At 60.6% G+C, this 13,878-nt stretch carries 13 protein-coding genes; all 13 read left to right on the top strand.

The features are described from left to right. Positions 1-5: 5 nt before the first annotated feature. The 13 genes from ACTQ33_RS06680 to ACTQ33_RS06620 all read left to right on the top strand — a co-directional run bounded on the left by ACTQ33_RS06680 (position 6) and on the right by ACTQ33_RS06620 (position 13,871). Complete coding sequence (locus ACTQ33_RS06680; protein WP_441463235.1) at positions 6-896, top strand: ABC transporter permease; 891 nt, start codon at positions 6-8, stop codon at positions 894-896. A gap of 37 nt (positions 897-933) precedes the next feature. Continuing rightward, positions 934-1,911 carry an ABC transporter ATP-binding protein gene (locus ACTQ33_RS06675; protein ID WP_441463233.1) on the top strand — a complete coding sequence of 326 codons (978 nt, stop codon included), beginning with the start codon at positions 934-936 and terminating at the stop codon, positions 1,909-1,911. 1 nt (position 1,912) lies between these two features. Continuing rightward, positions 1,913-2,890, top strand: coding sequence for an ABC transporter ATP-binding protein (locus tag ACTQ33_RS06670; protein WP_441463231.1), 978 nt, complete (start codon positions 1,913-1,915; stop codon positions 2,888-2,890). A 119-nt stretch (positions 2,891-3,009) separates the two neighbouring features. Further along, positions 3,010-4,584, top strand: a complete 1,575-nt coding sequence (locus tag ACTQ33_RS06665) for an ABC transporter substrate-binding protein (protein WP_441463229.1) — start codon at positions 3,010-3,012, stop codon at positions 4,582-4,584. Positions 4,585-4,670: 86 nt separating this feature from the next. After that, positions 4,671-5,432, top strand: coding sequence for a creatininase family protein (locus tag ACTQ33_RS06660; RefSeq protein ID WP_441463227.1), 762 nt, complete (start codon positions 4,671-4,673; stop codon positions 5,430-5,432). Between the two features lie 18 nt (positions 5,433-5,450). Next, positions 5,451-6,527, top strand: a complete 1,077-nt coding sequence (locus ACTQ33_RS06655; RefSeq protein WP_441463225.1) for a M42 family metallopeptidase — start codon at positions 5,451-5,453, stop codon at positions 6,525-6,527. 375 nt (positions 6,528-6,902) lie between these two features. Next, positions 6,903-8,159 carry a BMP family lipoprotein gene (locus tag ACTQ33_RS06650; protein ID WP_441463223.1) on the top strand — a complete coding sequence of 419 codons (1,257 nt, stop codon included), beginning with the start codon at positions 6,903-6,905 and terminating at the stop codon, positions 8,157-8,159. A gap of 157 nt (positions 8,160-8,316) precedes the next feature. Beyond that, positions 8,317-9,861 carry an ABC transporter ATP-binding protein gene (locus tag ACTQ33_RS06645; protein WP_441463222.1) on the top strand — a complete coding sequence of 515 codons (1,545 nt, stop codon included), beginning with the start codon at positions 8,317-8,319 and terminating at the stop codon, positions 9,859-9,861. Further along, a complete protein-coding gene (locus ACTQ33_RS06640; RefSeq protein ID WP_441463221.1) occupies positions 9,851-10,990 on the top strand; it encodes an ABC transporter permease in 1,140 nt (379 codons plus the stop codon). Before ACTQ33_RS06645 ends, ACTQ33_RS06640 begins: the two co-directional genes overlap by 11 nt. Further along, positions 10,987-11,928, top strand: coding sequence for an ABC transporter permease (locus tag ACTQ33_RS06635; RefSeq protein ID WP_441463219.1), 942 nt, complete (start codon positions 10,987-10,989; stop codon positions 11,926-11,928). The genes ACTQ33_RS06640 and ACTQ33_RS06635 overlap by 4 nt, the downstream gene beginning before the upstream one ends. A gap of 39 nt (positions 11,929-11,967) precedes the next feature. After that, positions 11,968-12,750, top strand: a complete 783-nt coding sequence (gene udp, locus ACTQ33_RS06630; RefSeq protein ID WP_441463217.1) for a uridine phosphorylase — start codon at positions 11,968-11,970, stop codon at positions 12,748-12,750. Positions 12,751-12,771: 21 nt separating this feature from the next. Continuing rightward, positions 12,772-13,437, top strand: coding sequence for a deoxyribose-phosphate aldolase (gene deoC, locus ACTQ33_RS06625; protein WP_441463215.1), 666 nt, complete (start codon positions 12,772-12,774; stop codon positions 13,435-13,437). Between the two features lie 14 nt (positions 13,438-13,451). Beyond that, positions 13,452-13,871, top strand: coding sequence for a cytidine deaminase (locus ACTQ33_RS06620; RefSeq protein WP_441463214.1), 420 nt, complete (start codon positions 13,452-13,454; stop codon positions 13,869-13,871). Positions 13,872-13,878 lie beyond the last annotated feature (7 nt).

Below are 13,878 nucleotides of genomic sequence, written 5' to 3'. Positions count from 1 at the left end.
CAGCCATGGAAAAGACCAAAACCAACACCCAACGCTCTCTGTGGCAGGACGCCTGGAGACGCTTCCGCAAAAACCGCACGGCCATGGCCGGACTGACCTTCCTGTGTCTGCTGGTCCTCATTGCCGTCGCCACCCTGGTCATCGACGCGGTGACCCAGAAGGAATTTTACAACACCTACGTCACCAGCCAGAACCTGGTGGAACGCCTCCAGGGTCCCAGCCTGAAACACCCCTTCGGCCAGGATGAGTACGGCCGCGACATCCTCATGCGTATGCTGTGGGGCGTCCGCTACTCCCTGTTCATGGGCGGCATCGCCATCATCTTCTCCCTGATCATCGGCGGCGCCCTGGGCGCTCTGGCCGGCTACTACGGCAAGATCATCGACACGGTGCTCATGCGCTTCATGGACATTCTGCTGGCCATTCCCTCCATGCTGCTGGCCACGGCCATTGTGGCGGCCCTGGGCACCAGCCTGGTCAACGTCCTCATCGCCATCGGCATCGCCTATATCCCAACCTTTGCCCGAACGGTCCGCGCCTCGGTGCTGACGGTGAAAGACCAGGAGTTCATTGAGGCGGCCCGTTCCATCGGCTGCAACGACCGGGAGATCATCTTTAAATACATTGTCCCCAACGCCATGGCGCCCATCATCGTACAGGCCACCCTGGGTCTGGCCGGCGCCATCCTCTCCATTGCCGGTCTGTCCTTCCTGGGTCTGGGCATCCAGCCGCCCACACCGGAGTGGGGCGCCATGCTGTCCAACGCCCGGACCTACTTCCGCGATGCCTGGCATGTGACCGTCATCCCCGGTCTCGGCATCATGCTGACCATTCTCTCCCTGAACCTCATGGGCGACGGTCTGCGCGACGCCCTGGACCCCCGCATGAAGAACTGAGCACCCGTTGGAGACTAAGAGGAGGTACGATACCGATATGTCGGATATCTTATTGGATATTAGAGACCTGAGCATCATTTACGCCACGGACGACGGCGTCACCGAAGCGCTCAACGGCGCGTACTTGCAGCTGCGCAAGGGTGAGTCCCTGGGTCTGGTGGGCGAGACCGGCGCCGGCAAGACCACCCTGGCCCGCGGCATTATGCGCCTGATTCCCAATCCCCCCGGAAAAATTGTGTCCGGTCAGGTGTTTTACGACGGCCGCGACATTATGGAGCTGTCGGAAAAGGAGATGCGCGCCCTCCGCGGCCGCCAGATCTCCATGATCTTTCAGGACCCCATGACATCCCTGAACCCGGTCATGACCGTGGGCGAGCAGATCCGCGAGGTCATCATCACCCACCACCCGAACCTGTCCAAGGCCGAGAGCCGCAAGCAGGCCGAGGAGATGCTGGAGATGGTGGGCATTGTGGCCAGCCGTTACGACGACTATCCCCACCAGTTCTCCGGCGGCATGAAGCAGCGTGTGGTGATCGCCATCGCCCTGGCCTGCAACCCCCAGCTGCTCATTGCCGACGAGCCCACCACGGCGTTGGACGTGACCATCCAGGCCCAGGTTTTGGAGATGATCCACGGCCTGAAGGTCAAAAACAACACGGCCATGCTGCTGATCACCCACGATCTGGGCGTTGTGGCCCAGAACTGCGATACCGTGGCCATCATCTATGCCGGTGAGATCGTGGAGTACGGCACCTTGCAGCAGGTGTATAAAAACATCCTGCACCCCTACACCGAGGGCCTGTTCGGCTCCGTGCCCCGTCTGGAGACCAACAGCAAGCGTCTGGCCGCCATCGACGGCATGATGCCCGACCCCACGGCGCTGCCCAAGGGCTGCAAGTTCGCCGAGCGCTGCAAGTACGCCACCGACCGGTGCCGTGCGGAGCTGCCGGTCATGTACGAGCTGGAGGACGGCCACAAGGTGCGTTGCTTCCGGTATGAGAAGGAGGCGCAGTGATATGGCGGAAACCACCAATGAAATCCTGCGGGTGGAACACCTGAAGAAATACTTCCCCGTACCCAACGGTATGCTCCACGCCGTGGACGACATCAGCTTCACCCTGGACCGGGGCAAGACCCTGGGGGTCGTCGGCGAGTCCGGCTGCGGCAAGTCCACCATGGGCCGCGCCATCCTGCGGCTCCATGAGCCCACCTCCGGCTCCGTCGTCTTTGACGGCCAGGATGTGGTGGCCATGAACAAGGCCCAGCTCAAGGCATTGCGCCGCGATATGCAGATCGTTTTTCAGGACCCCTTCGCGTCCCTGAATCCCCGTATGACCGTGGGCGAGGCTATCGCGGCCCCGCTGCTGGTGCAGAAGCTGTACAGCCGCAAGGATAAGGACGCCATCCAGAAGCGCGTTCGGGAGATCATGGACATGGTGGGCCTGGCCTCGCGCCTCATCAACACCTATCCCCATGAGCTGGATGGCGGCCGCCGCCAGCGGATCGGCATCGCCCGGGCCTTGGCCTTGAAACCCAAGTTCATCGTCTGCGACGAGCCGGTTTCCGCCCTGGACGTGTCCATCCAGGCACAGATCCTCAATCTGATGCAGGATTTGCAGGACAATCTGGGACTGACCTATCTGTTCGTCACCCACGACCTGTCGGTGGTCAAATACATCTCCGATGACATTCTGGTTATGTATCTGGGCCAGATGGTGGAAAAGGCTCCGGCAGATAAACTGTTCAGCAAGCCCATGCACCCCTACACCCAGGCGCTGCTGTCGGCCATTCCCATTCCGGACCCCGACAAGCCCATGAACCGCATCACCATGAAGGGTGAGATCACCTCCCCAGTGAACCCCGGCACCGGCTGCCGCTTCGCCAAGCGCTGCCCCTATGCCACCGAGGCCTGCACCAGCCAGGATATGGTCCTGACGGAACAGGAACCGGACCATTTCGTCACCTGCCTGCGGGTACAGCGGGGCGAACTCTAAGGCAATACCGCCAACCGGTATCTGCGGCTTCAACATCCTGTCATTGTCGCGTTGTTGCAACGCGGTTGTGAATTCGGCCCGCAAGGGCCACAACAAACTGCATTTTAGGAGGAAAGAACATGAAGAAGAACCTTCTGCGGCTGGTTGCCGCGACGCTGGCTCTGTGCACCATGATGGGCATGGCCGCCTGCGGCAGCAAGGACGGCGGCTCCGCCGACGGAACGACCACCACCGGCGACACCACCACCGCCACCAGCGGCTACAAGGACACCCTGGTCTGGGCCCAGGGCGCCGACGTGACCTCTCTGGACCCCCATCAGGGCAAGGAGACCCCCTCGGTGGAAGTGACCTGCCAGATTTTCGACACCCTGGTGACCGTGGACCCCGAGACCAATGAGATCGTGGGCCAGATCGCCGAGAGCTGGGAGCAGACCGATGATCTGACCTATGTCTTTCATATCCGCCAGGGCATCAAGTTCCATGACGGCAGCGATCTGACCGCCGAGGACGTGAAGTTCTCCCTGGAGCGCGCCATTAACTCCGCCGCTGTCTCCTATATCGTTGACTTCATCGACACGGTCACCGTCGACGACGACTACACCGTTACCGTCAAGACCAAGGAGCCCTACGGCCCCACCCTGCGCAACCTGGCCATCCCCTTCGCCGCCATCGTGCCCAAGGCCGTGGTGGAGGCCGATGAGGAGGCCTTCATCCTCAACCCCATCGGCTCCGGCCCCTACACCTTCGTGGAGTGGAAGCAGGGCGATCACATCACCCTCAAGGCCTTTGACGACTACTATGCCGGCAAGCCCCAGACCGAGAACCTGACCATGCGCGTCATCCCCGAGGCCTCTCAGCGTTCCATCGCCCTGGAGACCGGCGAAGTCGATCTGGCTTACGATCTGGCCGTCAACGACATCTCCCGCATCAACGAGAACGACACCACCACCGTCTATGAGGTTCCTTCTCTGAGCTGCTGGTATATCTCCCTGAACATGAACAAGGAGCCCTTCAACAACCCCCTGGTCCGTGAGGCTCTGAGCTACGCCATCGACCGCCAGACCCTGGTGGACACCATCAACGCCGGCAGCGGCGAACCCGCCGACTCCATCATTGCCCCCGGCGTCTTCGGCTACTACTCCACCGGCGTCCGTGAGTACAACCCCGAGAAGGCCAAGGAGCTGCTGGCCGAGGCCGGTTATCCCAACGGTTTCGATTGCTCCCTGTGGGTCAACGACAACCAGTCCCGCATTGAGATGTGCCAGGCCATGCAGAACATGTTCCAGCAGGTCGGCGTCAATGTGAACCTGGAGGTTCTGGAGTTCGGCAGCTATATCAGCCGTACCACCAACGGTGAGCACGACATGGCTTACTTCGGCTGGACCACTTCCAGCGGCGACGCCGACTACACCTACTACTCCCTGGAGCACTCCTCTCAGCAGGGTGCCGCCGGCAACCGTTCCTTCCTCAGCGATCCCGAAGTGGACGCCCTGGTGGAAGAGGCCAGAAGCACCAGCGACGAGGCCACCCGTCAGGAGCTCTACAAGGAGCTGGCCATCAAGCTGGACGGCATCAACAACAACCTGAACATCTTCTACAGCTCCATCAACGTGGGCGCCAACAAGAAGGTCGAGGGTTTTGTGATGGACGCCAACGGCTATCACAATCTGGATACCGTAAAGGTCGCCCAGTAACCGACCTTTGGGGCCGTCAGTCTCTTTGACGGCCCCAATTTTACCGCATCTTCTCCGATTTATTGATTCAGAAAGGACGAATTTCCATGAGACTGAGCAACATGACCTGGCCCCAGGTCGAAACGTACTTCAAAAGCAACGATATGGTCCTCATCAGCATCGGCAGCATCGAGTGCCACGGCCGCCATATGCCCTTGGGCACCGACACCCTGATTCCCGACCATCTGCTGGAGAAGATCGAGCAGAAGAGCGACGTCCTCATCGCCCCCACCATTCCCTACGGCGCCTGCCAGAGCCTGTCCGACTATCCCGGCACCATCGACATCGACTGCGACATCCTCTATCAGTTCTGCAATCAGATATTCCAGAGCCTGTACAAGCACGGCGCCAGAAAGTTCGTCTTCCTCAACGGCCACGGCGGCAACATCAAGACCATCGAACGTCTGGCTCTGGACTATGAAAAGAAGGGCTGCCTGGTGGCCATGCTCAACTGGTGGCTCATGGCCTGGGACCTGAACCCCGCCTGGAAGGGCGGCCACGGCGGCGGCGAGGAGACGGCTGCCATCCTGGGCATCGATCCCTCCCTGGTGGACAAGAGCGAGATCGGCGGCGAGCTGAAGTTCTACCACCTGAGCGACAACCTCAAGGCCACCGGCTTCCGTTCCGTGGAGTTCAAGGGCGTTTCCGTGGAGATTCCCAGAAGCGTCACCCACATCACCGACAGCGGCTGGATCGGGCCCGATCATCCCAACACCGCCACCGAGGAGTGGGGCCGCGAGATGCTGCAGGCTTCCGCCGACTACATCGTGGAGTTCATGGAAGAGTTCAAGAAGGTCAAGCTGGGCTGAGCCCGGAAAGGAATCGCTATGGATAAGAAAACCACTCTGGAGATGATCGCGGCCATTTCCAACGCCAACGGCGTCTCCGGCTTTGAAGACGACGTGGTGGCCGCCATCCGGCCCTACGCCGAGGGTCTGGGCGAGACCCACATGGACCGGATGCGGAACTTCTACATCCGCCGTCAGGGCAACACCGGCAGCCGTCCCGTGGTGCAGCTGGATGCCCACAGCGACGAAGTGGGCTTCATGGTCCAGGCCATCTGCCCCAACGGCACCCTGCGGATCATTCCCCTGGGCGGCTGGGTGACCCACAACATTCCCGCCCACAAGGTCTGGGTCCGCAACCGCTGGGGCAAGTACATCCCCGGCCTCACCGCCAGCAAGCCGCCCCACTTCATGAGCGAGGCCGAGCGGAAGGCTCCACTGGATATGTCCCACATCACCGTGGATGTGGGCGCCACCTCCCGGGAGGAGGCCATGGAGGTTTACGGCATCCGCATCGGCGAGCCGGTGGCCCCCGACGTGACCTTCACCTATGACGAGAACACAGACCTGATGGTGGGCAAGAGCTTCGACTGCCGCCTGGGCTGCGCCGCCATCCTCAAGACGCTCCACACCCTCCAGGGCAAGGACCTGAACGTGGACGTGGTGGGTGCCTGCGCTGCCCAGGAAGAGGTCGGCGTCCGCGGCGCTACCGTCACCTCCCAGGTCATCAAGCCGGACCTGGCCATCGTCTTTGAGGGCTGCCCCGCCGACGACACCTGTGTGGAGCCTTACATGGTCCAGACCGCCATCAAGCGCGGCCCCATGCTGCGCCATGTGGACGCCCGGATGATCACCAATCCCCGGTACCAGCGCTACGCCCTGGACCTGGCCGAGCAGCTGAAAATCCCTGTCCAGGAGGCTGTCCGCGCCGCCGGTTCCACCAACGGCGCCGCCATCCATCTGACGGAAAAGGCCGTGCCGGTCATCGTCATCGGCGTGCCTGTCCGCTACGCCCACACCCACTACGGTATGTCCGCCTACGCCGATTTTGACAACGCCGTGAAGCTGGCCTGCGAGATTCTCACCCGTCTGGACGCCGATACCATCGCCAGCTTTTAACTGTCTCGTTCGGACATTACAGCAATGGAATGAAGTCCTTTTTTAAAGGACGCCGCCGCCTCCGCCCCAAGGTGGAGGCGGCTTTTTTTGTGGTTTCCGGCCCGTCGGACGGTGAAATTCCTACCATTTCCTGGGGAATACCCGCATAGAAGCTAAAAAGTATTGGACATAATACACAGAAATATGGTGGCCAAAATGGCGATAGTAAATGAAATACCAGTTTTATCGCCAAAAAAGGACACTAGTCCTATAATCGCGACGGCGGCCATGCTATAATCAAGCCAGAAAGAGACAACAGTCCAGTTGAATCTGCGGACCGGACGGTCCGCGACACATACGACACGTTTCTGACAAAAAAATTAGGAGGATGAACACATGAAAAAAAGAATCCTGACCGCGCTTCTTGCTATCGCCATGCTGATGTCCATGGCTGCCTGCGGCGGCAAGGACGCCACCACCCCCAGCAGTGACAATGCCGAGACCGGCGCCCAGACCGGTACGGAGACCGGCGGCGAGACCGGCGGCGAGACCGGCGACAATGCTGCTGTCACCGACATGAACATCGCCATGGTCACCGACTCCGGCGATATCACCGACCAGAGCTTCAACCAGACCACCTACGAATCTGCCAAGGCCTGGGCCGAGGAAAACGGCGTTCCCTTCACCTACTACAAGCCTGAGAGCGACTCCACCGAAGCCCGTAACGCCAGCGTCGATCAGGCTGTGGCCGCCGGCGCCAACGTGATTCTGCTGCCCGGCTACCTGTTCGCCGCCACCGTTGTCGATCAGGCTGAGATGTATCCCGATGTCAAGTTCATCGCCCTGGACGTGGGCGCCGGCGACATCCTGGAGAACGCCGTGGGCGAGGGCTACACCTACAACCCCGATGACTACGACGTGACCGAGTACTACAACACCGACAACGTCTACTGCGCCACTTATCAGGAGGCCATTTCCGGTTACATGGCCGGTTACACCGCCGTCAAGCTGGGCTACAAGCACCTGGGCTTCCTGGGCGGCATGGCCGTTCCCGCCGTTACCCGCTTCGGCTACGGCTATGTGCAGGGCGCCGACGCTGCTGCCAAGGAGCTGGGCATCGAGAATGAGGTCACCGTCGAGTACGTTGTGGGCGGCCAGTTCTACGGCGACGCCGACATCACCGCTTACATGGACACCTGGTACAACTCCCGTGATGTAGAGGTCGTCTTCGCCTGCGGCGGCGGCATCTACACCTCCGCTGCGGAAGCTGCGCAGAAGGTCGGCGGCAAGGTCATCGGTGTTGACAGCGATCAGGCTCCCATTATCGACGCCGCCTACGGCGATGGCATCACCGTCACCTCTGCCATGAAGGGCCTGGCCACCACCGTCAAGAATGTCCTCACCGACATCAAGGACGGCAAGTGGAGCGAGCACGTTGGCAAGATCGAGAGCCTGGGCCTGATTTCCGAGGTTGTGGAAGAGAACTATGTCCAGCTGCCCATCGAGTCCACCCAGTGGAGCGACACCTACACCGAAGAGGACTACCGTGCCCTGGTGAAGGATATGTTTGACGGCAAGGTCACCGTTTCCAACGATACCTCCGCCATGCCCGCCACCACCATCACTGTCAACGACTACGGCAGCATCAAGTAAATCACCGGCAACCGAAAGGGAGTGGGGCGTTCCCGCTCCCTTTTTTAAAAAGGGCAACACCGCATAATTGGACAAAAAGGGCCGGTCAGGACCGCAGGCACAATTGCGTGGTGCTGCCGCAGAAACCTGCACACTAACAGGGGGGTGTATGTAAAGAATGGAACAGTATGCAATCGAAATGCTGCATATCACCAAGAAATTTCCGGGCATCATCGCCAACGACGATATCACTTTACAGCTGAAAAAGGGTGAGATTCACGCACTGCTGGGCGAAAACGGCGCCGGCAAGTCCACCCTGATGAGCGTTCTCTTCGGACTCTACCAGCCGGAGGAGGGCGAAATCCGCAAGGACGGCAAGACCGTCACCATCCACGACCCCAACGACGCCAACGCGTTGGGCATCGGCATGGTACACCAGCACTTCAAGCTGGTGGAATGCTTCAGCGTTCTGGACAACATCATCCTCGGCGCGGAAACCACCAAGGGCGGCTTCCTCCAGAAGGCCGAGGCCCGGAAAAAGGTTTTGGCCCTGTCGGAGCAGTACGGCCTGTCCGTGGACCCCGACGCCATCATCGAGGACATCACCGTGGGTATGCAGCAGCGGACCGAGATCCTCAAGATGCTGTACCGGGACAATGAAATCCTGATTTTCGACGAGCCCACCGCCGTGCTGACGCCGCAGGAAATCCAGGAGCTCATGACCATCATGAAGAATCTGGCCGCCGAGGGCAAGAGCATTCTCTTCATCACCCACAAGCTGGCGGAAATCATGCAGGTGGCCGACCGCTGTACGGTGCTGCGCAAGGGCAAGTACATCGGCACCGTGGACATCAAGGACGCCACGCCGGAATCCCTGTCCGCCATGATGGTGGGCCGCGACGTCAACTTCGTCGTGGAAAAGGCCCCCGTGGAGCTGGGCGACGTGGTGCTGGACGTGCAGCACATGACCGTGGCCTCCAAGCACCATAAGAACAACGCCGTCAACGACGTGTCTTTCCAAGTCCGCCGGGGCGAAATCGTCTGTATCGCCGGTATCGACGGCAACGGCCAGACGGAGCTGGTCTACGGTCTGTCCGGTCTGGAGCCCCTCAAGGAAGGCAAGATCGTCATGAACGGCATCGATATCACCCATCTGCCCATCCGCAAGCGGCTCACCAGCGGTATGAGCCACATTCCCGAGGACCGGCACAAGCACGGTCTGGTACTGGATTACACCCTGGAGGACAACATTGTGCTCCAGCGGTATTTCGAGCCGGAGTTCACCAGCCCCTTGGGCTTCCTCAAGCGCAAGAACATCCGGGCCTATGCCGACCGCCTCATTGAGCAGTACGACGTCCGTTCCGGCCAGGGCGCCATCACCAAGGCACGGTCCATGTCCGGCGGCAACCAGCAGAAAGCCATCATCGCCCGGGAGATCGACAAGAACCCCGAACTCCTCATCGCCGTCCAGCCCACCCGCGGCCTGGACGTGGGCGCCATCGAATACATCCATAAGCAGCTGGTGGCCCAGCGGGACGCCGGAAAGGGCGTGCTGCTGGTGAGCCTGGAGCTGGACGAAGTCATGAACGTGTCCGACCGGATTCTCGTCCTCTACGAAGGCGAGATCGTCGGTGAATTCGACCCCAAGCAGGTAAGTGTGGAAGAACTGGGCCTCTACATGGCCGGTTCCAAGAGAAAGGAGGCGCAGGACCGTGCAAACTGACCGCAAGAGAGAAAGCCTTCTGCGCAACAGCGGCGTCCAGACCATCATCGGGTCCCTGCTGTGCATCGCCATCGGCCTGCTCATCGGCTATGTGGTGCTGCTGATCATCAACCCCGCCGGTGCGGGCGGCGCCATTGCCGCCATTTTGAAGAACTACTTCTATTATCCCAGCCATGTGGCGGTCCTGAAGTACCTGGGTACCACTCTGGTCAAGGCGTCGGCCCTGCTGGTGTGCTCCCTGTCGGTGCTCTTCGCCTGGAAGGTGGGCCTGTTCAACATCGGCGTCGCCGGTCAGTACGTCATCGGCGCGGGCGCATCCCTCTACTGCGCCCTGGGCCTGAATATGCCCTGGTATGTATGCCTCATCGCCACCATGGTCTGCGCGGCTCTGGTGGGCGGCATCTCCGGCGCACTGAAAGCCTATTTCAACGTCAACGAGGTCATTTCCTGCATCATGCTCAACTGGATCGGCCTCTACGCTGTCAATATGCTCCTGAATACCGTCAAGGAGCAGTCCACCCCCTATACGAAATCCCTGTCCAACGCCAACAGCAGCGCCCTGCTGCCCAATATGGGCCTGGACAAGATATTTTCCAACAATGAATTTGTCACCGTGGGTATCCTCTTTGCCGTGCTGGCGGCCATCATCGTCTGGGTCCTCCTGGACCGCACCAAGTTCGGCTTTGAGCTGAAGGCCACGGGTCTCAACAAGCACGCCGCCCGGTACTGCGGCATGCGGGAAAAGCGCAACATCATCCTGGCGATGATGATTTCCGGCGCACTGGCCGGTCTCGGCGCCGCCGTCCTGTTCCTCTGCGGCATCGAGCAGTGGATGGTCCAGATGACCAGCATCCCCTCCATGGGCTTCAACGGCATCGCCGCCGCGTTCCTGGGCGGCTCCCATCCCATCGGCGCGATCTTCTCTTCCTACTTCATTCAGCACATCACCAGCGGCGGCAGCTACGTGGACAAAGCCATGTACAGCGCCCAGATTTCCGACCTGATTTCCGCGTTCATCATCTACCTCTGCGGCTTCGTCTTCTTCTTCAAGGGCTGGCTGGGCCGGCTCCTGGACAAGCGGGATGAAAAGCGGGCCGCGGCCCAAGAGAAAGGAGGCAAGGCCCAATGATCTTGCTGCTGCAATATACTTTGATCTTTGCCTCGGTGCTGGTTCTGGTGGCCCTGGGCGGCTGCTTCTCCGAGCACAGCGGCGTTATCAACATCGGTCTGGAGGGCATCATGGTCATGGGCGCCCTCGGCGGCGCGCTGACTATGAAGTATCTGCCCGCCGATCTGAACGCGGCTCTGGTGCTTCTCATCGTCATCCTGGCCTGCGTCGTGGTGGGTATGATCTTCTCTCTGCTGCTGGGCGTGGCGGCCATCCGCTTCAACGCCGATCAGACCCTGGTTGGTACGGCCCTGAACCTGCTGGGCCCCGCCGCCGCCGTGGTCCTGGTCCGCGCCATCAACATGGCCGAAGACATCAACAACGTCTCCACCACCGTGGCCTACGGCACGGCCAAGAAGGCCTTTACCACCAACATCGGCAGCTTTGAATTCAACTGGTTTATGCTGGTGGCTTTCCTGGTCCTTATCGCTGCCTATATCGTCCTCTACAAGACCCGCTTCGGCCTGCGGCTGTGCGCCTGCGGCGAGCATCCCCAGGCGGCCGACTCCGTGGGCATCAACGTCTACAAGATGCGCTATGCCGGCGTGCTGATCTCCGGTGCGTTGGGCGGTCTCGGCGGTCTGGTCTACATCACCGCCGGTGTCAGCGAGTGGAAGTTTGAAAACGGCGTGGCCGGCTTCGGCTTCCTGGCTCTGGCCGTTATGATCTTCGGCCAGTGGAAACCCGTCAACATCGGTCTGGCTGCGCTGCTCTTCGGCTTGTTCCGCGCGCTGTCCAATGTGTACACCGGCTTCGATGTGCTGGTGGCCCTGAACCTGCCCAACACCGTTTACAATATGCTGCCCTATATCATCTCCCTGATCGTGCTGGTGTTCGTCTCCGGCAAATCCAAGGCCCCCAAGGCCGAGGGCATCCCCTACGATAAGGGCCAGCGTTAAGCAAGTTTTCCATCTCTCAGCGAAAGGAGCTCTCCTTCCATGAAAAATTATTCCGAGGACGCCAGCCGCCAGTATCATATCCAGGTGGCCAGCGGCGAGATCGGCCGCTATGTGATCCTCCCCGGCGACCCCAAGCGGTGCGCCAAGATCGCCCAGTATTTCGATGACCCGGTGCTCATTGCCGACAACCGGGAGTATATCACCTATACCGGAACGCTGGATGGCGTCAAGGTCAGCGTCACTTCCACCGGCATCGGCGGCCCTTCGGCCTCCATCGCCATGGAAGAGCTCTACCGCTGCGGTGCGGATACCTTTATCCGCATCGGCACCTGCGGCGGTATGCAGCTGGACGTCAAGAGCGGCGACGTGGTAGTGGCCACCGGCGCCATCCGCATGGAGGGTACCAGCCGGGAATACGCCCCCATGGAGTTCCCCGCCGTCCCCGACCTCAATGTGACCAATGCCCTGGTCAATGCCGCCCGGTCCATGGGATATCCCTTCCACACCGGCGTGGTCCAGTGCAAGGACGCGTTCTACGGCCAGCATGAGCCGGAGACCAAGCCCGTCAGCTACGAGTTGATGAACAAGTGGGAAGCCTGGAAGCGTCTGGGCTGCATGGCTTCGGAGATGGAATCGGCGGCCCTGTTTGTCGTCGGCAGCTATCTCCACGTCCGGGTGGGCTCCTGCTTCCTGGTGGTTGCCAATCAGGAACGGGAAAAGATGAATCTGCCCAATCCCGTGGCCCACGACACCGATATGGCTATCCGGGTGTCCGTGGAGGCCATCCGCGACCTGATCCGCCAGGACCGGGAACAAAAATAACCGAGTAAAGGAGTTTTTTCCATGGATCATAAAGAAATCCTGCGCCATGTGGATCACACCCTGCTGACGCAGACAGCCACCTGGGGCGAAATCCGCAAGATCTGCGACGACGCCGTGGAATACGGCACCGCGTCCGTCTGCATTCCGCCCTGCTATGTGAAGCAGGCCGCCGACTATCTCAAAGGCCGCATCCCCGTCTGCACCGTGGTGGGTTTCCCCAACGGCAACATGACCACCGCCGCCAAGGAATTTGAGACGAAAGAGGCTCTGGCCAACGGCGCCCAAGAGATCGACATGGTCATCAACATCGGCTGGCTCAAGGACGGCCTCTATGAGCAGGTGGAAAACGAGATCCGCACCCTCAAGGCCGCCTGCGGCGACAAGATTCTCAAGGTCATCATTGAGACGTGCCTGCTGACCGACGAGGAAAAGATCAAAATGTGCGAACTGGTCACCAAGGCCGGCGCCGACTATATCAAGACCTCCACGGGCTTCTCCAAGGCCGGCGCAACCTTTGCCGACATCGAACTGTTTGCCAAGCACATCGGCCCCAACGTCAAAATGAAGGCCGCCGGCGGCATTTCCTCCCTGGATGACGCCGAGAAGTTCCTGTCCCTGGGCGCCGACCGCCTGGGCACCAGCCGCATCGTGAAGCTCATCCGCCAGGAAGAGGCCACGGGCTATTGAGCGAGGGAACGCGTATGGACAAAAGCCGCATTCAGGAGCTGATTCAAAAGGCCATCGAACAGATGCGCTTTTCCTATGTGCCATACTCCAACTTCCGGGTGGGCGCGGCCCTGCTGACCCGGGACGGCAAGGTGTACACGGGCTGCAACATTGAGAACGCCGCCTATGGTCCCACCAACTGCGCCGAGCGGACCGCGTTCTTCAAGGCCGTCAGCGAGGGCGAACGCCAGTTCGACGCCATCTGCATTGTGGGCGGTCCCGACGGGGTCCTCAAGGGCTACACGGCCCCCTGCGGCGTCTGCCGGCAGGTGATGATGGAGTTCTGCAACCCGGAGACCTTCCAGATCATTCTGGCCGTTTCCACCGAGGACTATCGCGTCTACACCCTCAAAGAACTGCTGCCCCTGGGCTTTGGCCCGGACAATTTGGCATAACTTTCCT

It is taken from the genome of Candidatus Avoscillospira sp. LCP25S3_F1 (assembly GCF_052117125.1).
Classification (GTDB): domain Bacteria; phylum Bacillota; class Clostridia; order Oscillospirales; family Oscillospiraceae; genus Avoscillospira_A.
This window is presented reverse-complemented; position numbering and strand designations above follow the sequence as displayed.